Source organism: Sphingomonas natans (assembly GCF_030546695.1).
Lineage (GTDB): Bacteria > Pseudomonadota > Alphaproteobacteria > Sphingomonadales > Sphingomonadaceae > Sphingomonas_I > Sphingomonas_I natans.
In genome coordinates, this window is sequence record NZ_JAUOTP010000008.1 from 19,337 (window position 1) to 35,579 (window position 16,243).

The window sequence follows — 16,243 nt, forward strand, 5'->3', positions numbered from 1 at the left end:
GCCTATAAGGGGAGCTTCGCCTAGCTGTCTAGCCCGTCGTCGCTGCCATCTTCGCCTTCGTCGACGGAACGCCCGGGAATGCGGTGGCCGTCGGACAGCCATTGCAGCAGATCGCGATCGCGGCAGCCCTGGCTGCAGAAGGGCAGATGGCCTTCGGCGGCGGCTTTTCCGCAGACGGGGCACGGCGCGCTGGCGCGGCGGTTAGGCATATTCGCGTTGGGCATGGCCACCGGAGATGGGAAGGCCAGGCTCGGCCCGCAACCGGACCCCGGCGCCGATCCGCCGCGCGAGTTCGGCACCCCATGCAGGACGCGCCTCGATCGCGGCGACGACCGCTGCGTTGGCGGCCAGCGTGACCGGGCCGGCGCCCTGCGTGCGCTCGGCGCGGCGCAACAGCGCGCGGGCGGCAGCCTTCGCGGGGTCGGCGGCGATCAGTTCGGGCAGCGAGCGGCGCGGGCGGCGACGGATGATCTGGAGGAAACCGAAGCCGTTGACCGCGGTCCGCTCGAAGGGCTGGGGCAAGACCGCGTCCAGCGCGGCGGCGGCGGCCAATCGTTCGGCGCGGTCCGGCAGGGTCGGCAGGTCGATGCCGATCGAACCGGCGATGCCGAAGCAGCGTATCGCCTCGCCCGAGCGACGCGCGCCGGCGATCGCAAGCGCGGCCAATGGACCGCCGCCATCGACGTCGATCAGCGTCATCGCCGGGGTCAGGCTGATCCGGAGCAGGGCGTCGTCATGGGCGACGATGCCGCTCGCCGCCTCCTCTAGCCGTTCCGACCAGCCGTGCGCCTCGAAAGCATCCTCGCCCAGAGCGCTGCGGCGAACCGCCAGTCCCGATTCGGCGATCCGCGTCAGCAGGTCCGGACCGTCGGCGACGCCTGCGCCCGCCGGCGCAACGCGGACGCGCGGCAGCTTGACCGCGCCGCGCTCGGGCAGCGCCTCGCGCACGACCTCTACGATCAGCGCGGCACCGAGGCTCAGGCCCGGCGGCATCGTCACCAGATCGGCCTCACCCCCCGCGAGCGAGACACGCGCCCGGCCGCTCGCATCCGGATTGCGGAGCAGCCTTGCCTCGCAGACAGCGCCGACGCGCAGGCCGCCATCGTCCGGCTCGATCAGCATCTCGACGATGCGGCCCTTCTCGACGAGCGCGGCCCGCGCCTCGCCGATGCCCGCCTCGTAGAGCCACTCGGCCATCTCAGCCCTCGAGCAGCCCCGCGGCGATCAACAGGCCGCGCGTCTCGAACAAGGGCAGGCCGACCACGCCCGAATGGCTGCCGTCGATCCGGCGGACGAACGCCTCGGCCGCACCCTGGATCGCATAGCCGCCCGCCTTGCCGACGCCCTCGCCACCTTCGACATACGCGGCGATGGCGGCGGCGGAGAGGGGCGCGAAGGCGACGATCGTCGTCGACAGGCGATGGCGCGCGACGCCGCCTGCATCGACCACGCTAAGCGCGGTCAGCACGCGGTGTCGGCGGCCGGAGAGCAAAGCGAGGCACGCCGCGACCGCATCGGCATCCTCCGCCTTGGGGAGGATGCGACGGCCGGCGGCGACGACGGTGTCGGCGGCGAGCACGACGCAGCCGGGATGGCGCGCCGCCGTCGCCGCGGCCTTGGCAGCGGCGAGCCGGCGGGCGTGATCGGTCGGCAGCTCCGCCTTGAGCGGGGTCTCATCGATGTCGGCGGGGTCGATCGCGTCGGGGGCGAGGCCCAGGCGGGCGAGCAGGTCCAGCCGGCGCGGGCTCGCGGAGGCGAGGATCAGGCGCGGGCGCGTGGGCACCGGCGCGCCGGGCGCCTTACTTGAAGCGATAGGTGATGCGACCCTTGGTGAGATCATAAGGCGTAAGCTCGACGAGGACCTCGTCGCCGACGAGGACGCGGATGCGATTCTTGCGCATCTTGCCGGCGGTGTGACCGAGAATCTCATGATCATTCTCGAGCCGCACGCGGAACATCGCGTTCGGCAGAAGCTCGACCACCTGGCCGCGCATCTCGAGCAGTTCTTCCTTCGCCAAACAAAACCTCGAAAAAATAGGGGTCGAAAAAAATCGCGCCGCCTTAGCTCCGAAGCCGTCGAAAGGGAAGCGCGCGTGCCCGCCATGTGGGAAAGCGATCGCCGCGGCGCCAGTATCGGTTGCGCGATCCGCCCCCGTCGCGATAGGGGCGGGCGATGGTTCGCTTTTCGTTCTGTGGGGTCGAGCTGGCCACGATCGGCTCCGGCGCGCTCTATTGGCCGGCGCGCAAGGCGCTGATGGTCGCCGACCTGCATTTCGAGAAAGCGAGCTGGTACGCCAAATCCGGCCAGATGCTGCCGCCCTATGACACCGCGGCGACCTTGGGCGAACTGGAGGCGCTCGTCGCGGCGAGCGGCGCCACAGAGATCTGGTGCCTCGGCGACAGCTTCCACGATGCGGCAGGCTGCAAGCGCATGGCCCCCGCCGAGCAGGCGCGGCTGCGCGCGCTGACCGCGGCGGTGCGCTGGCATTGGATCGTCGGCAATCACGATTCGGGCGCGGCCGACATGGCCGATCATTGCGGCGGCGAGCTCATGCCCGACACGTTCGTGGACGGGCTGCTGCTGACGCACGAAGCCAATCCGGCCGAGACGCGGCCCGAGCTTTCCGGCCATTTCCATCCGAAGCTGCGGCTGAGCCTGCGCGGGCGCAGCGTGGCCAGGCGCTGCTTCATCGCGGGCGCGACCAAGCTGATCCTGCCGGCGTTCGGCGCGCTGACCGGCGGGCTCGACGCGCATGATCCGGTGATCCGCAAGGCGGTGGGCGGACGCGCGCAGGCGCTGGTGCCGGTCGCGGACCGGCTGCTGCGCTTCCCGCTGGCGGCCTGATTCGCCCCGAGTCGGTGCGCGGAAGTTGACAAAGTTGACACTACGTCAGGGGTCGCACGCCTTCCCGCGCGTCGCGCTCCGGGTGGAGCAGGCGACGAGCGGGCCGAAGGATGCGCATGCGCCGAGTCTGACGACCCCGGCGCATGTAGGAAAGCGAAAAATCAGCCGCGCACGAGGACCGGCTTCTCGCGCCAAAGCTGGGGATAGAGCTTCTTGAGCGCGACCACCTTCGGCAGATCGTTGACGCGGATATAGCCCGCGTCCGGGTGGAGCGTCAGATAATCCTGATGATAGCCCTCGGCCGGATAGAAGGCCTGGGCGCGCTCGAGGCGGGTGACGATCGGGCGCTGCCACAGCTTCGCCGCCTTCAGCTGACCGAGATAGGCCTGCGCCACCTTCGATTGGCTCTCGTTGGTCGGGAACAAAGCCGAGCGATATTGGGTGCCGCGATCGGGGCCCTGCGCGTTGAGCATCGTCGGATCGGCGACGACCGAGAAATAGACGCGTAGCAGATCGCCATAGCTGACAACGCGCGGATCGAAGGTGACCTTCACCGATTCGGCGTGGCCGGTATCGCCTTCGGAGACGCGCTCGTAGCTCGGCCCGCGCAGCGTGCCGCCCGTATAGCCGGACACGGCCGAGGTGACGCCCTTCACGTGCTGGAACACGCCCTGCACGCCCCAGAAGCAGCCGCCGGCGAAGACCGCCGTCTCGGACGTGCCAGTGGCGGGGGCGACGACGGTGGGCGCGGGCGCGTGGATCGCGGTTTCGGCGGCGAGGCTGGAAGTACCGCCGATCAGGGCATAGCCGAGGCCGAGGGCGGCGACGCCGGCAAGGAAGCGCGAAGCGAGTGGCGACATGACAGGCTCTCCGTTCGGGGACTCAAGCCCCAGATTCGAAAGCCGAATGTAGGAAGTTGCGGCGGGATCGCCAGTATCTCCCCTCCCTGCAAGGCGAGGGGGCGGGGGTGGGTGGCTCTCCGGGGTGGGAAACGGTCGCCTGTTGTGATCGACCCACCCCCAGCCCCTCCCTTTCAGGGAGGGGAGACGGTGCTCAGCGCAGCGCCGCGCAGGCTTCCTGGATGCGGGTGCAGGCGTCGGTCAGCGCCTCCTCCGAAGTCGCATAGCTGACGCGGAAGGCGGGCGAGAGGCCGAAGGCCGCGCCGTGGACGGCGGCGACGCGTGCCTCGTCGAGGAAATAATCGATCAGCTTGGCGTCGGTATCGATGATCTCGCCCTTGGGAGTCTGCTTGCCCATGAGCCCGGTCACGTCGGGATAGACGTAGAAGGCGCCTTCCGGCGTCGGGCAATGGATGCCGTCGACCGCGTTGAGCATCCGGACGACGAGATCGCGGCGGCGCTGGAAGGCGGCGTTGCGATCGGCGAGGAAATCCTGCGGGCCGTTCAGCGCGGCCACCGCCGCCGCCTGGCTGATCGACGACGGGTTGGAGGTCGATTGCGACTGGAGCTTCGACATCGCCTTGATCAAAGCGACCGGACCGCCGGCATAGCCGATCCGCCAGCCGGTCATCGAATAGGCCTTCGAACAGCCGTTGACGGTCAGCGTGCGCTCGTAAAGCTCGGGCACGACCTGCGCGATCGTCGTGAACTGGAAATCGTCATAGACGATATGCTCGTACATATCGTCGTTCATGATCCAGACGTGCGGGTGGCGGACGAGCACCTCGCCCAGTGCCTTCAGCTCGGCTTCGCTATAGGCCGCGCCGGTCGGGTTCGAGGGCGAATTGAGGATGACCCACTTGGTGCGGGGCGTGATCGCCGCTTCCAGCTGCTCGGGCAGGATCTTGTAGCCCTGGTTGGCGCCGGCGCGGATGAAGATCGGCGTGCCGCCCGCGAACTGGACGATATCGGGATAGGAGACCCAGTAAGGCGCGGGCACGATCACCTCGTCGCCCGCCTCGACGGTCGCGACGAGCGCGTTGAAGAGCGTGTGCTTGCCGCCGGAATTGACGCTGATCTGCGACGCTTCGTAGGTCAGGCCGTTCTCGCGCGCGAACTTGGCGACGATTGCGGCCTTCAGCTCGGGCGTGCCATCGACATTGGTGTATTTCGTCTTGCCGGCGCGGATCGCCTCGATCGCGGCCTCCTTGACGAAATCGGGCGTGTCGAAATCGGGCTCGCCCGCTGCCAGGCCGATGACGTGCACGCCCTTCGCCTGAAGCTCGAGCGTGCGCGAGGTCATCGCGAGCGTGGGCGAAGGCGTGATGCGGCCGAGCGCGGCCGAGAGAAAGGGCATGGGGCCATCCTGCGTTGGGAAGAAGCGCGAGCGCCTATAGAGGCCGGGTCGCGCCCGCCGCAACCGCTTAGGACAGACGCGCCGGAATCAATCCGCGCAGTGCGTTTCCGACGAAGAATCCGTCGGCGAGATCGGCCTCGTGCAGCGCATCCTCATAGGCGCGGCCCTCCTCGATCAGCCGCGCGCGCAGGACGCCGGGCAGCAGGCCGAGCGAGATCGGCGGCGTCCGCAGCCGCCCGTCGGCGGCGGCCACGAAGATGTTGGTGAAGCTGCCCTCGGTGATCCCGCCCGACGGGTGGACGAACGCCACTTCGAAGCGCGCCGCGGCGATCCGCGCCTCCTCGTAAAAGGCCCGGTCGCTCGTCTTGTGGCGCAGCCGCACGTCGGCGGGATCGACCGGCAGCGGCCGGAGCGCGACGCCGACCTCGCCCGAGGGCGCGGGCGGCGCCGCCGAGACCTCGATCGCGACCGCACCGCTGCGCGACAGGCGCAGCCGGATCTTGCTCTCGACGGTCCGGCGGAAGGTGGCGGCGTGGAGATCGTTGCGGATCGCGTGGCGATCGACCGCGAAGCCGAGCGCGGTCGCGCTTTCCTTGAGCCGCGCCATGTGCCGATCAAGATCGGGCAGCCCTTCGTCCGGATCGAAGCGCAGCGTCTCGATCAGATCGAATGTCGGCAGACCGGCGTTCACGAACGCGGCCTTCTGCAGGCATTCGGCCCATTCGGACGACGCGGTCGAATCGGCGACGATCGCCGAGCCCAGCCCAAGACGTGCGTCATTGGCCCCCTCCTCCCACTCGATCGTACGGATCGCGACGTTGAACGCCGCATCGCCATCGGGCGCCACCGCGCCGATCGCGCCCGTATAGGCGTGGCGGGGGCCCGGCTCCACCGTTGCGATCGCCTCCATCGCGCGCAGCTTGGGCGCGCCGGTGATCGAGCCACACGGGAAGAGCGCGGCGAGCACATCGATCGCGTCGCACGCGGGCGCGAGCTCGGCCTCGATCTGGCTGACCATCTGCAGGACGGTCGGATAACGCTCGACCGCGAACAGCTCGGGCACGCGGACGCTGCCCGCCTTGGCGACGCGCGACAGATCGTTGCGCATCAGATCGACGATCATCAGATTTTCGGCGCGCTGCTTGGGATCGGCGGCGAGCGCCGCCGCGAGCGCATCGTCCTCAGCCGCGTCGTCGCCGCGCCGGCTCGTGCCCTTCATCGGCCGCGCAGCGAGCCTCTCGCCTTCGAGTGTGAAGAACATTTCGGGCGAGAAGGACAGCAGCCAGCGCGCGCCCGTCGCGACCAGCGCGCCCCAGCCCGCACCTGCCGCCGGACGGAGCCGCGCGTAGAGCGCGGCGGGATGCCCCGCGACGGGGAGCCGCGCGGGGAAGGAGAGATTGGCCTGATAGATGTCGCCGGCCGCGATCAGCCGCTGGATCTCGGCGACGGCGGCCTCATGGTCTTCGCGCGAGACCAGCGGCTCGGGCGCGCCGGCGCAGGCGCCCGCCGGATCGGGCCAGGAGAGGTCGGCAGCGAGCGCTTCGGGCGCGGGAAAGGCGCCGAACCACAGCAAGGGTGCGCCGTCCCGCGCGAGCGGCGCGAGCCGATCGTCGAGCGCGAAGCCCGCCTCATAGGTCAGATAGCCTGCGACATGGTGGCCGGCCTGGATCAGCGCACGCAGGCGATCGAGCGCAGGCCTGACCTTGGCGGGGTGTATCGCCGTTACGATCTCGACCGGATCGCGATAGAGCAGCCGGCGCCCGCCTGGCCGGGCATCGTCGAGCAGGAGGAAGGGCGGGCGCGGCAGCATGGCGGGGCCTTAGCCCCAGCGACTCGGTCTGCAAGCTCTCCCGTTGGGTTCGAGCAGCATCGAGCGAAGTCGAGATGCGTCCGTGGAGAACCATCCCGCGCCTTCTCGACTGCGTTCTCGGCAAGCTCGAACTTCGCTCGAAGCAAACGGTTGGGATAGCCGCCGCTTGCCCCGCGCGCGCTTCGCCCGCATTTCGGGCGGCATGACCACAGAACCCCCGCTTCGCGCCGCGATCGTGCCGGTGACTCCGCTCCAGCAGAATTGCTCGCTCATCTGGTGCACGCAGACGATGCGCGGCGCCTTCGTCGACGCGGGCGGCGACCTGCCGCGGCTGAAGGCGGCGGCGGCGCAGGTGGGCGTGACGATCGAGAGATTGCTCGTGACGCACGGCCATATCGATCATTGCGGCGGGACCGCCATCCTCGCGAAGGAGCTCGGCGTGCCGATCGAAGGACCGCACGCGGAGGACCGCTTCTGGATCGACCGGCTGGCCGATGACGGCCGCAAATACGGGATTGCGGGCACGCCGTTCGAGCCCGACCGCTGGCTGGAGGATGGCGACCGGGTGACGGTCGGCGCGCTCGTGCTCGACGTCTATCACTGCCCTGGCCACACGCCCGGTCATGTCGTGTTCCACCACGCGCCCTCGCAGCTCGCGATCGTCGGCGACGTGCTGTTTCAGGGATCGATCGGGCGGACGGACTTTCCGCGCGGCAACCATCAGGATCTGCTCGACGCGATCACGACCAAGCTGTGGCCATTGGGCGACGCGACCGCCTTCATCTGCGGCCATGGCCCGATGTCGAGCTTCGGGCACGAGCGGAAGAGCAACCCGTTCGTGGCGGATGCCGTGCTGGAGCGAGGCCGAGCGTCGCCCAACACGTCCGGGCCGGGCTGACGCAGCCTCAGCGCGGCATCGCGTAAGGCAGATACAGCGCGTAGCCGGCGAGGATCAGCAGGATCAGCCAGGTGACGAGGATGCCGCCCGCGCGCAGCCTGTTGGGCGCGGGGCGCTCCAGCCCCAGCGGATGCGCGATTCGCGCGAGGATGAAGAGCACCGAAATGCCCCACAGCCACGATTCGGGGCCGCGCGCATATTCGATCAGGAACAGCAGGATCAGGAAGAAGGGCGTATATTCGGTGAAATTGCCGTGCGCCCGGCTGCGCGCCAGCATCTTCGGATTGCCGCCGTCGCCGATCATGATCTTGCCCTGGACGCGGACCTGCGCCGCGCGCACCGCCAGCCAGAGGTTGAGGATGGTCGCCGCACCCGCCATCGTGGTCGTGATCGGCAGCACCATGATATCGTTCCTTCGTTCGTGGACGGCGACGCCTGCCACGCGCGTGATCGGGTTGCAACGCGGGCCGAAATCGCTATAGGCGCACCGTTCGCGACGAGCCGGCCCCAAGCCTTCCCCGACCCTTTGGTTCGCGGGTGGCCACAGGCATTGGCCCGTCGCGCATTTTTTTGCCCTAATGTAGAACAGGTGCCTCGATGGCCGTCCCCAAGAGAAAAACCTCGCCTTCCAAGCGGAACATGCGCCGCAGCCACCATGCGCTGGTCGCCGAATCGTTCCAGGAATGCCCGAATTGTGGCGAGCTGAAGCAGCCGCACATCCTGTGCGGCCATTGCGGCCACTATAACGGTCGCGAGATCCTCCCGGTCAGCGCCTGAACCGATCGCCCGGTCCGGATCTTCTAGGATAGAGACTGGAGTGAGCGGGACACCGCATCTCGCGATCGACGCGATGGGCGGAGACACTGGGCCGGAGACGACCGTCGCCGGCGTCGCCCATGCCTTGCGCCACGATCCCGCGCTTGCCTTCACGCTCTTCGGCGACGAGGCGATCCTCGCGCCTCTGGTCGCGCGCCACAAGGCGTTCGCCGGGCGCGTCGGCATCGCCCATGCTCCCGAAGTCGTCTCGGGCGAGGAAAAGCCCAGCGCTGCGCTGCGCCGCGCCAAGAAGACCTCGATGGGCCTCGCCATCGCCGCCGTGAAGGACGGCAAGGCCGACGCGGCCGTCTCCGCCGGCAATACCGGTGCGCTGATGGCGACCGCCAAGGTCGCGCTGCGCACGATCAAGGGCATCGATCGCCCCGCGCTCGCCGCCTTGCTGCCGACGCTCGGCACGCACGATCTGGTGATGCTCGATCTCGGCGCGAACACCGAGTGCGACGCGCGCAACCTCTTCGAATTCGCGATCATGGGTGCGGCCTATTCGCGCATCGTCCACGATATCGCCGAGCCCAAGGTGCGGCTGCTCAACATCGGCACCGAGGAGATGAAGGGCACCGACGTCGTCCGCGACGCCGCCGCTTTGATCCGCAGCGCGCCGCATCTGCCGCTGCAGTTCGACGGCTTCATCGAAGCCAATGCGCTCGGCCGCGGCGAGGCCGACGTGATCGTCTCGGACGGATTCTCGGGCAATATCGCGCTGAAGACCGCCGAGGGCACCGCGACCTTCATCGGCGATCTGATCCGCCGCGCCTTCACCTCGTCGCTGCGCTCGAAGTTCGGCTTCCTGCTCTCGCGCCCGGCGATCACCCTGCTGCGGCAGGGCCTCGATCCGAACACGCGCAACGGCGCGGTCTTCCTCGGGCTGACCGGCACGGTCGTGAAGAGCCATGGCAGCGCATCCGCGGTCGGCTTCGCCAATGCGATCGCGGTCGCGGCGAAACTGGCGCGCGCGCGGATCACCGATCGCATCGCCGAGGATCTCGCGCAGACTCGCAGCGCCAACGTCGATACCGCGGCATGACTTTGCGTGCCGTCATTGCCGGGACGGGCTCCGCGCTGCCGAAGCGGCGCGTGACCAACGAGGAACTGGCCGAGACCGTCGACACGTCCGACGAATGGATCGTCGAGCGGACGGGCATCCGCGCGCGGCATATCGCCGGCGAGGGCGAGACGACCGCGACATTGGGCGCCGAGGCGGCTCGCCGCGCACTCGATGCCGCCGGGATCGAGCCAACCGCGATCGACCTGATCGTGCTGGCGACCGCGACCCCCGACCAGACCTTTCCCGCCTCGGCGACCAAGATCCAGGACATGCTGGGGATCCGCGACTGCGTCGCGTTCGACGTCGCCGCGGTCTGCTCGGGCTTCCTCTACGCGATCTCGGTAGCCGAGAGCATGATCCGCGCGGGCTCGGCGCGCACTGCGCTCGTCATCGGCGCGGAGACGTTCAGCCGGATCCTCGACTGGGAGGACCGCACGACCTGCGTGCTGTTCGGCGACGGCGCGGGCGCGGTGGTGCTTCGCGGCGAAGATACGGAGGATCGCGGCATCCTCTCCGTCGCGCTGCACGCCGACGGGCGGCACAACCAGCTCCTCTATGTGGACGGTGGCCCATCGACGACGGGGACGGTCGGCAAGCTGCGAATGAAAGGCCAGGAGGTGTTCCGCCACGCGGTGGTCAATCTCGCCGCCGTCCTCGGCGAGGCCGTCGCCAAGGCGGGTCTGGAGATGAAGGCGATCGATTGGGTCGTGCCGCACCAGGCCAATCGCCGGATCCTCGACGCGACCGCGCGCAAGCTGGGCCTTTCGCCCGAAAAGGTGATCGTCACCGTCGACGAACATGCCAATACGTCGGCGGCCTCGGTGCCGCTCGCACTGGATACGGCGGTGCGCGACGGCCGGATCAAGCGCGGCGACCTCGTCGTGCTGGAAGCGATGGGCGGCGGCTTCACCTGGGGTGCGGCCGCGCTGCGTTTCTGAGCCCCCGGAATCCCCGCTTTTCGGTCGCTTGCTGGCGACGGCTTACCCGGTCTAGAACGACCGACCAAAGTTTGGGGGGAAGCAGATGGCCGATTCGGGGACTTTGACGCGCGCAGATCTGGCGGAGATCGTCCATGAGACGATCGGTCTCTCCCGGGCAGCCTGCGCCGAGATCGTCGAGGACCTGCTGGGCCACCTCTGCCATGCGCTGGACAGCGGCGAGAATGTGAAGGTTTCGGGCTTCGGCACGTTCGTGCTGCGCGACAAGGCGCAGCGCGTCGGCCGCAATCCCAAGACGGGCATCGAGGTGCCGATCGCACCGCGCCGGGTGCTGACCTTCCGCGCGAGCCAATCGATGCGCGAACGCATCGTGCAGGCGGGCTGATCCCCGATCCGATGGCGGACAAGGCGGCAGGCGCGTTTCGCACGATCGGCGAAGTCGCCGAGATGCTCGACATGCCGCAGCATATCCTGCGCTACTGGGAAACGCGCTTCCCGCAGCTGAAGCCGCTCCAGCGCGCGGGCAACCGCCGTTATTACCGGCCCGCCGACGTCGCTCTGGTCGAGCGCATCCACCAGCTGCTCAACCGCGACGGCTACACGATCAAGGGCGTGCAGAAGCAGCTGAGCGAGGAGGCGAAGAAGGACGGCGCCGCAGTGCCCGCCGCCGCTTCCCCCTTGCGTACGATCCGCGACGCGCTGGCGCTCGCGCTCGTCGAGGATGCGCGCCGGACGGGCTGAGACCGGCCTCGGTCAGACGCGCAATTCGCCCTCGTCCTCGCCGTCCCAATAATGGACGCGCGCAGCATGCACCTTGATCAGCACCAGCCCCGGGGTGTCGACGCCTTGCGCGAACCAGCGATCGAGATCCTTCGTCCAGTGGGCGGCGAACGCCGATTTGTCGCGGATCAACGCGGCCTCGCCCTCGACCGCGACGAAGAAGGGGCGCATTCCGAGCAGCCCGCTCTTGCCGAGGAAGCTCAGGCCCACCTGCGGATCGGCGGCGATGTCGCGGACCATGCGCGAATCCTCGGTCGTGAAATAATGGCTGTCGCCGTCCCAGCTGACGTCGCGATTGTTGCTCATCGGCCGCGCGCCGATCGCGCCGCCTTCGGTGTGCGTGGACAGCATCGCGAAATCCACGTCGCGCATCTTTTCCGCCAGATCGGCGATCGTCTTGGCCATGGGCATCTCCTCTTCGCTGAGGAGAACGCACGCATCGACGCACTGCTCCCTGACTTCAGCCAAGCGTGGCTTCGTCGCCGCCCCGCGTCGCCGGGAGCAGCGCAGCATAGGTCCCCAGCGGCTCGCCGCGCGCCAGGCGCCACCAGCCGTGCTGGACGATCATGCCCTGTTGCTCGATGCCGTAAGCCTCCAGCGGGCGGCCGGGCACGATCTCATAAGCGTAGCTGCAGAACGGGTGGCGGCGCAGCGGCAGGAGCAGGCCGCGCTGATGTTGCCAGACATGCGTCAGCTCGTGGACGAAGAGCGCGCGGAGCGGCCAGTCGGCGAGCGCATAATCGTCGCGCCACAGGCCGTCATGCGGGTGAACCCAGATGTCGCCGTCGGGCGCCATGATGACGTTCTTCGGCTGGAACGGCCACCAGCGCGCGCGGTGGACGCGCACGCGCGCGGGATCGAGGCTCGCGCCGAACGCTTGCGCCGCCAGCTCTTCCTCGCCGGGCGTGAGCGGCCGGCCGGGATCGCGGGAGAAGCGCAGGCGCGTGGCGATCAGACCTCCAGAGCGAGCGTCAGCGGCATCCCCAGATCGGCGAAGCTCGCCGCGACGGCCTGAGCGCTGGTAAGCAGACCGACGCAGCATTTCACGCCCAAAGTCTCGGCGAGCCTATCATGCGCCATTTCGGGCTGCTCCTGCGCGAGCGCCACCGCCGACAGAAGCGCGCGCTCGTCGCCCGTCATCCGCCCGCAGCAGCAGGGCGCGACCATCAGCCGCTTGCCCGCGACGCGCGCCGATTCGCCCATGAAAGCGCGGAGCAAGACGAGCGGACGGCGGAAATTGACGCCGAAGCCGCCGATCATCGCCTGCGCGGCAAAGGCATCGTCGAGGCCGCCCGCTGCCATCCGGCGGACCGCATAGAGGAGCAGCCGCGCATAGGCGCTTTCGGGAACGGTGAACGGCAGCATCCCGGCCGCCTGCGAATGGCTCTCTCTCATCGGCTGATCCTCCATCATGAGAGGAAGCTGACAGTCCCGCTATTGCAAGTCAATCGCAATAAGCGGTGATCAGACGGGCGGAGTGCCGTTCGCGTCGAGCACCGTGCCGGCCAGATAGAGCGAGCCCGCGATCAGCACGACCGGGGGCATATCGTCCTGCTCGGCCGCGATGGCCGCCAGCGCCGCGGCGACATCCCCGCCGCCGCGCGCGGCGAGCCCCGCTTTGTTCGCAGCGGCGGCGATCGCCGCCGGATCGTGATGGGTATGGCCCGCGACCGGGACGGGATGGATCACGGCGGTGCTGCCCGCAAACGGCTCCAGAAAGCCCGCGAGATCCTTATTCTCCAGCATTCCCAGCACGATATGGAGGCGACGGCCCGGCGCCACGCGCAGCCGGAAATATTCGGCGATGACGCGCGCGGCGGCCGGATTGTGCCCGCCATCGAGCCACATTTCGCTGCCCGGCGCGAGCAAGGCCGGGAGCGGCCCCCGATCGAGCCGCTGCAGCCGCGCTGGCCATTCGGCCCAGCCCATCGCCGCACGCAAGGCGGCGGGCGGGACCGCCAACGCCCGCTGATGGCGGAGCATGGCAATGGCGAGCCCGGCATTTTCGGCCTGGTGCGCGCCGGCGAGCCGCGGCAGCGGCAGATCGAGATCGCCATCGGCATCGCGATAGGCGAGCCGGCCGCGCGATCCATCGACCGCCCATTCGCGATCCGCCGCCAGCCAGCGCGTGCCCGCCGCCGCAGCCGCCTTCTCGACCGGCTCGGCGACGCGCGCCGGATAATGGAGCGTCACCAGCGGCGCGCCCGGCTTGGCGATGCCGGCTTTCTCGGCGGCGATATCCTCGATCCGATCGCCCAGGAATTGCTGATGATCGAGCCCGAGCTGGGCGATGCCGCAGATCAGGGGCTCTCGAATCGCGTTGGTCGCGTCCAGCCGACCGCCGAGCCCGACTTCGACCACGCAGGCATCGGCCGGCACGCGCGCGAAGGCGAGGAAGGCGGCGGCGGTCGTCACCTCGAAGAAGGAGGCGCCGATATCGCCGCCGGCATCGAGCACCTCGCCGAGCAGTTCGGCGAGCAAAGCATCCTCGATCAGGCTGCCTGCGAGCCGGATGCGCTCGTTGAAGCGGACGAGATGCGGGCTCGTATAGACATGGACCTTGTGCCCCGCCGCCTCGAGCCCCGCGCGCAGGAAGGCGCAGGTCGATCCCTTGCCGTTGGTGCCCGCGACATGGAAGACGGGCGGCAGGCGGCGCTCAGGATTGCCCAGGCGTTCCAGCAGCAGCGTGATTCGCTCGAGCCCGAGTATGTCGGTGCCGAGCGAAAGCGTCGCCAGCCGATCGAGCTGCGCCTGGACGGCGGGATCGGACGAGACGGCATGATCGGCCATCAGCGCGCTTTCGGGAAAAGGAAAAGCCGGGCGGCCTCAGGCAGCGGCCTGCTCCGGGCAGAGATAGCCGATCAGCCGCGCGAGCTCGGCGCGGATCTTGTGGCGGTGGACGACCATGTCGAGCATGCCGTGCGCGAGCAGATATTCGGCCCGCTGGAAGCCCTCGGGCAGCTTTTCGCGGATCGTCGATTCGATCACGCGCTGGCCCGCAAAACCGATCAGCGCGCCGGGCTCGGCGATCTGCACGTCGCCGAGCATCGCATAGCTGGCGGTGACGCCCCCCGTCGTGGGATCGGTCATCACGACGATATAGGGCAGCCCTGCCTCGCGCAGCTTCTGGATCGCGACGGTTGTCTTGGGCATCTGCATCAGGCTCAATATGCCTTCCTGCATGCGCGCGCCGCCGGCGGCGGTGAAGATGATGTACGGGCAGCGTTCGGCGATCGCCGCCTCGACGCCGATCAGGAAGGCGGCACCCACCGCCAGCCCCATCGATCCGCCCATGAAGGCGAAATCCTGGACGCCGACGATCGCCTTCATCCCCTCGATCCGGCCGCTCGCATTGACGAGCGCGTCGGTCTCGCCGGTGGCGGTCCGCGCCGTCTTGATTCGATCGGCATAACGCTTCGAATCGCGGAACTTGAGCGGATCCTCGCGCACGTGCGGGCTGGGCAGCGGCACATAGACGCCGCTGTCGAACAGGGCATCGAAGCGCTCGTCGGGCCCGATGCGACCATGATGATCGCATTTCGGGCAGACGGACTCATTGTCCTCATATTCGCGCGTGAACACCATCGTCCCGCAGCTCGGGCATTTGTGCCAGAGATTGTCGGGCGTCTCCTTCTTCTGAAGGAAGGGAACGGCGTTGCGGACGCGATCCAGCCAGCTCATGCGGCCTGCTCCTGTCGGCTGAGCGCCGCGGCGAGGCCGGCGACGATGTTGCCCGCGGCGGCGGCGGGATCGGTGCCCGCGGCGGCGGCCCCGGCGATCGCATCGACGATCGCCGAGCCGACGACGACGCCATCGGCGACGCGGCCGATCGCCGCGGCCTGCTCGGGCGTGCGGATGCCGAAGCCGACCGCGACGGGCAGATCGGTCGCCGCCTTCAGCCGTGCGACCGCGTCCTCGATGCTGGCCAAAGCGGCCTGCTGCTGTCCGGTAATTCCTGCCACCGAGACATAATAGAGGAAGCCGTCGGCGCCCTCCAGCACCGCGGGCAGGCGCGCGGCATCGGTGGTGGGGGTCGCGAGGCGGACGCTCGCGATGCGCTCGGCGCGCAGCGCCGGCCCGAGCGAGGCATCCTGCTCGGCGGGGATATCGACGCAGATGACGCCGTCGATGCCGGCTTCGGCGCAGGCCTGCGCGAATGCTTCGGGCCCGCGGCGGAGCATCGGATTGGCATAGCCCATCAGCACCAGAGGCACCTCCGGGTGGCGCGCGCGGAAATCGCGGGCGATGGCGAACATCTTCGCGCTGGTCGCGCCCGCGCCGAGCGCGCGGAGATTGGCGCGCTGGATGGCGAGGCCGTCGGCCATCGGATCGGTGAAGGGCAGGCCCAGCTCGATCAGATCCGCGCCGCCGGCGACGAGCGCATCGAGGATCGCGGGCGTTGCCTCGGGGGTGGGATCGCCGCCGGTGACGAAGGTCACGAGCGCCGCGCGCCCCTCGGCGCGCGCGCGGGCGAAGGCGTTGGCGATACGGCTCATCAGGCCCTCTCCCCTTCAGGGGAGAGGGTGGGGAGAGGGGGAGTCGGAGCGATTGCCATCAAGACGCCCTCCAGATTTTGCATCACATCTGCATTCGTAAAGCGAATCACGCGATAGCCCTGTCGTTCCAAATAAACCGAACGCGCGGCGTCCTCCGCCTCGCGCCCGCCGTGCGTGTCGCCGTCCACTTCCACCACGAGCATAGGTGCGCGCGAAGCGAAATCGGCGATGTACGGCCCAATCACCTTCTGACGGCGGAATTTCATGCCTTCGAACCGCTTGGCCCTGAGCGCCAGCCACAATATTCGTTCGGGCTCGGTCGGCTCGCGCCGCATCGC

At 69.0% G+C, this 16,243-nt stretch carries 22 protein-coding genes; 7 read left to right on the top strand and 15 right to left on the bottom strand.

The annotated features are described in order from the left end of the window. Positions 1–20 precede the first annotated feature (20 nt). Genes Q4F19_RS15910 through infA form a run of 4 tightly spaced genes read right to left on the bottom strand, consistent with a single transcriptional unit; the run spans position 21 to position 2,018 of the window. Positions 21–209 carry a DNA gyrase inhibitor YacG gene (locus Q4F19_RS15910; protein WP_303544497.1) on the bottom strand — a complete coding sequence of 63 codons (189 nt, stop codon included), beginning with the start codon at positions 207–209 and terminating at the stop codon, positions 21–23. Further along, positions 202–1,197, bottom strand: a complete 996-nt coding sequence (locus Q4F19_RS15915) for a ribonuclease (protein ID WP_303544499.1) — start codon at positions 1,195–1,197, stop codon at positions 202–204. The genes Q4F19_RS15910 and Q4F19_RS15915 overlap by 8 nt, the downstream gene beginning before the upstream one ends. 1 nt (position 1,198) lies before the next feature. Beyond that, positions 1,199–1,840: a Maf family protein gene (locus Q4F19_RS15920; protein WP_431312414.1), complete on the bottom strand. Its 642-nt coding sequence runs from the start codon at positions 1,838–1,840 to the stop codon at positions 1,199–1,201. Continuing rightward, positions 1,800–2,018, bottom strand: a complete 219-nt coding sequence (infA, locus tag Q4F19_RS15925) for a translation initiation factor IF-1 (protein ID WP_003049127.1) — start codon at positions 2,016–2,018, stop codon at positions 1,800–1,802. The genes Q4F19_RS15920 and infA overlap by 41 nt, the downstream gene beginning before the upstream one ends. 155 nt (positions 2,019–2,173) lie before the next feature. On the opposite strand from infA, the gene pdeM reads away from it, so the two are divergent. Next, positions 2,174–2,845 carry a ligase-associated DNA damage response endonuclease PdeM gene (gene pdeM / locus Q4F19_RS15930; RefSeq protein WP_303544503.1) on the top strand — a complete coding sequence of 224 codons (672 nt, stop codon included), beginning with the start codon at positions 2,174–2,176 and terminating at the stop codon, positions 2,843–2,845. A gap of 161 nt (positions 2,846–3,006) precedes the next feature. Here pdeM and msrA read toward each other — a convergent pair whose 3' ends face one another. The 3 genes from msrA to pabB all read right to left on the bottom strand — a co-directional run bounded on the left by msrA (position 3,007) and on the right by pabB (position 6,911). Continuing rightward, positions 3,007–3,705 carry a peptide-methionine (S)-S-oxide reductase MsrA gene (gene msrA, locus Q4F19_RS15935; protein ID WP_303544506.1) on the bottom strand — a complete coding sequence of 233 codons (699 nt, stop codon included), beginning with the start codon at positions 3,703–3,705 and terminating at the stop codon, positions 3,007–3,009. Positions 3,706–3,898: 193 nt separating this feature from the next. Then, a complete protein-coding gene (locus Q4F19_RS15940) occupies positions 3,899–5,101 on the bottom strand; it encodes a pyridoxal phosphate-dependent aminotransferase (RefSeq protein WP_303544508.1) in 1,203 nt (400 codons plus the stop codon). A gap of 67 nt (positions 5,102–5,168) precedes the next feature. Continuing rightward, positions 5,169–6,911, bottom strand: a complete 1,743-nt coding sequence (pabB, locus tag Q4F19_RS15945) for an aminodeoxychorismate synthase component I (RefSeq protein WP_303544510.1) — start codon at positions 6,909–6,911, stop codon at positions 5,169–5,171. A 202-nt stretch (positions 6,912–7,113) separates the two neighbouring features. Here pabB and Q4F19_RS15950 point away from each other — a divergent pair, with 202 nt between their 5' ends. After that, a complete protein-coding gene (locus Q4F19_RS15950) occupies positions 7,114–7,809 on the top strand; it encodes an MBL fold metallo-hydrolase (protein WP_303544513.1) in 696 nt (231 codons plus the stop codon). Positions 7,810–7,816: 7 nt separating this feature from the next. Here the strand turns inward: Q4F19_RS15950 and Q4F19_RS15955 are convergent, their stop codons facing one another. After that, positions 7,817–8,212 carry an MAPEG family protein gene (locus Q4F19_RS15955; RefSeq protein ID WP_303544516.1) on the bottom strand — a complete coding sequence of 132 codons (396 nt, stop codon included), beginning with the start codon at positions 8,210–8,212 and terminating at the stop codon, positions 7,817–7,819. A 194-nt stretch (positions 8,213–8,406) separates the two neighbouring features. On the opposite strand from Q4F19_RS15955, the gene rpmF reads away from it, so the two are divergent. From rpmF to Q4F19_RS15980, 5 genes are all read left to right on the top strand, one after another. Continuing rightward, the gene (rpmF, locus tag Q4F19_RS15960) at positions 8,407–8,586 is read left to right on the top strand and encodes a 50S ribosomal protein L32 (RefSeq protein ID WP_303544519.1); all 180 of its coding nucleotides are present in this window, start codon (positions 8,407–8,409) and stop codon (positions 8,584–8,586) included. Between the two features lie 40 nt (positions 8,587–8,626). Continuing rightward, the gene (gene plsX, locus Q4F19_RS15965) at positions 8,627–9,670 is read left to right on the top strand and encodes a phosphate acyltransferase PlsX (RefSeq protein WP_303544522.1); all 1,044 of its coding nucleotides are present in this window, start codon (positions 8,627–8,629) and stop codon (positions 9,668–9,670) included. After that, entirely contained in the window at positions 9,667–10,629 is a 963-nt protein-coding gene (locus Q4F19_RS15970; RefSeq protein WP_303544525.1) for a beta-ketoacyl-ACP synthase III, read from the top strand. The genes plsX and Q4F19_RS15970 overlap by 4 nt, the downstream gene beginning before the upstream one ends. Positions 10,630–10,714: 85 nt before the next feature. After that, positions 10,715–11,014, top strand: coding sequence for an integration host factor subunit alpha (locus Q4F19_RS15975; protein WP_303544528.1), 300 nt, complete (start codon positions 10,715–10,717; stop codon positions 11,012–11,014). Between the two features lie 11 nt (positions 11,015–11,025). Then, positions 11,026–11,370 carry a MerR family transcriptional regulator gene (locus Q4F19_RS15980; RefSeq protein WP_303544531.1) on the top strand — a complete coding sequence of 115 codons (345 nt, stop codon included), beginning with the start codon at positions 11,026–11,028 and terminating at the stop codon, positions 11,368–11,370. Positions 11,371–11,382: 12 nt separating this feature from the next. Here Q4F19_RS15980 and Q4F19_RS15985 read toward each other — a convergent pair whose 3' ends face one another. From Q4F19_RS15985 to Q4F19_RS16015, 7 genes are all read right to left on the bottom strand, one after another. Continuing rightward, on the bottom strand, positions 11,383–11,814 hold the full coding sequence (locus tag Q4F19_RS15985; protein ID WP_303544534.1) for a pyridoxamine 5'-phosphate oxidase family protein: 432 nt from the start codon (positions 11,812–11,814) through the stop codon (positions 11,383–11,385). A gap of 55 nt (positions 11,815–11,869) precedes the next feature. Beyond that, positions 11,870–12,256 carry a vgr related protein gene (locus Q4F19_RS15990; protein ID WP_303544537.1) on the bottom strand — a complete coding sequence of 129 codons (387 nt, stop codon included), beginning with the start codon at positions 12,254–12,256 and terminating at the stop codon, positions 11,870–11,872. Between the two features lie 104 nt (positions 12,257–12,360). After that, complete coding sequence (locus Q4F19_RS15995) at positions 12,361–12,804, bottom strand: DUF6628 family protein (protein WP_303544539.1); 444 nt, start codon at positions 12,802–12,804, stop codon at positions 12,361–12,363. 69 nt (positions 12,805–12,873) lie between these two features. Continuing rightward, complete coding sequence (locus tag Q4F19_RS16000; RefSeq protein ID WP_303544541.1) at positions 12,874–14,199, bottom strand: bifunctional folylpolyglutamate synthase/dihydrofolate synthase; 1,326 nt, start codon at positions 14,197–14,199, stop codon at positions 12,874–12,876. 36 nt (positions 14,200–14,235) lie between these two features. Further along, entirely contained in the window at positions 14,236–15,090 is an 855-nt protein-coding gene (gene accD / locus Q4F19_RS16005; RefSeq protein ID WP_303544544.1) for an acetyl-CoA carboxylase, carboxyltransferase subunit beta, read from the bottom strand. After that, a complete protein-coding gene (gene trpA / locus Q4F19_RS16010) occupies positions 15,087–15,905 on the bottom strand; it encodes a tryptophan synthase subunit alpha (protein WP_303544547.1) in 819 nt (272 codons plus the stop codon). The genes accD and trpA overlap by 4 nt, the downstream gene beginning before the upstream one ends. Further along, positions 15,905–16,240: an endonuclease domain-containing protein gene (locus Q4F19_RS16015; protein WP_431312418.1), complete on the bottom strand. Its 336-nt coding sequence runs from the start codon at positions 16,238–16,240 to the stop codon at positions 15,905–15,907. The genes trpA and Q4F19_RS16015 overlap by 1 nt, the downstream gene beginning before the upstream one ends. Positions 16,241–16,243 lie beyond the last annotated feature (3 nt).

What these genes read in the sequence shown, in the direction of transcription:
- Q4F19_RS15910 (WP_303544497.1), bottom strand. Translation starts at nt 209, where the DNA reads ATGCCTAACCGCCGCGCCAGCGCGCCGTGCCCCGTCTGCGGAAAAGCC.
- Q4F19_RS15915 (WP_303544499.1), bottom strand. Translation starts at nt 1,197, where the DNA reads ATGGCCGAGTGGCTCTACGAGGCGGGCATCGGCGAGGCGCGGGCCGCG.
- Q4F19_RS15920 (WP_431312414.1), bottom strand. Translation starts at nt 1,840, where the DNA reads ATGATCTCACCAAGGGTCGCATCACCTATCGCTTCAAGTAAGGCGCCC.
- pdeM (WP_303544503.1), top strand. Translation starts at nt 2,174, where the DNA reads ATGGTTCGCTTTTCGTTCTGTGGGGTCGAGCTGGCCACGATCGGCTCC.
- msrA (WP_303544506.1), bottom strand. Translation starts at nt 3,705, where the DNA reads ATGTCGCCACTCGCTTCGCGCTTCCTTGCCGGCGTCGCCGCCCTCGGC.
- Q4F19_RS15940 (WP_303544508.1), bottom strand. Translation starts at nt 5,101, where the DNA reads ATGCCCTTTCTCTCGGCCGCGCTCGGCCGCATCACGCCTTCGCCCACG.
- pabB (WP_303544510.1), bottom strand. Translation starts at nt 6,911, where the DNA reads ATGCTGCCGCGCCCGCCCTTCCTCCTGCTCGACGATGCCCGGCCAGGC.
- Q4F19_RS15950 (WP_303544513.1), top strand. Translation starts at nt 7,114, where the DNA reads ATGACCACAGAACCCCCGCTTCGCGCCGCGATCGTGCCGGTGACTCCG.
- Q4F19_RS15955 (WP_303544516.1), bottom strand. Translation starts at nt 8,212, where the DNA reads ATGGTGCTGCCGATCACGACCACGATGGCGGGTGCGGCGACCATCCTC.
- rpmF (WP_303544519.1), top strand. Translation starts at nt 8,407, where the DNA reads ATGGCCGTCCCCAAGAGAAAAACCTCGCCTTCCAAGCGGAACATGCGC.
- Q4F19_RS15970 (WP_303544525.1), top strand. Translation starts at nt 9,667, where the DNA reads ATGACTTTGCGTGCCGTCATTGCCGGGACGGGCTCCGCGCTGCCGAAG.
- Q4F19_RS15975 (WP_303544528.1), top strand. Translation starts at nt 10,715, where the DNA reads ATGGCCGATTCGGGGACTTTGACGCGCGCAGATCTGGCGGAGATCGTC.
- Q4F19_RS15980 (WP_303544531.1), top strand. Translation starts at nt 11,026, where the DNA reads ATGGCGGACAAGGCGGCAGGCGCGTTTCGCACGATCGGCGAAGTCGCC.
- Q4F19_RS15985 (WP_303544534.1), bottom strand. Translation starts at nt 11,814, where the DNA reads ATGGCCAAGACGATCGCCGATCTGGCGGAAAAGATGCGCGACGTGGAT.
- Q4F19_RS15995 (WP_303544539.1), bottom strand. Translation starts at nt 12,804, where the DNA reads ATGAGAGAGAGCCATTCGCAGGCGGCCGGGATGCTGCCGTTCACCGTT.
- Q4F19_RS16000 (WP_303544541.1), bottom strand. Translation starts at nt 14,199, where the DNA reads ATGGCCGATCATGCCGTCTCGTCCGATCCCGCCGTCCAGGCGCAGCTC.
- accD (WP_303544544.1), bottom strand. Translation starts at nt 15,090, where the DNA reads ATGAGCTGGCTGGATCGCGTCCGCAACGCCGTTCCCTTCCTTCAGAAG.
- trpA (WP_303544547.1), bottom strand. Translation starts at nt 15,905, where the DNA reads ATGAGCCGTATCGCCAACGCCTTCGCCCGCGCGCGCGCCGAGGGGCGC.
- Q4F19_RS16015 (WP_431312418.1), bottom strand. Translation starts at nt 16,240, where the DNA reads ATGCGGCGCGAGCCGACCGAGCCCGAACGAATATTGTGGCTGGCGCTC.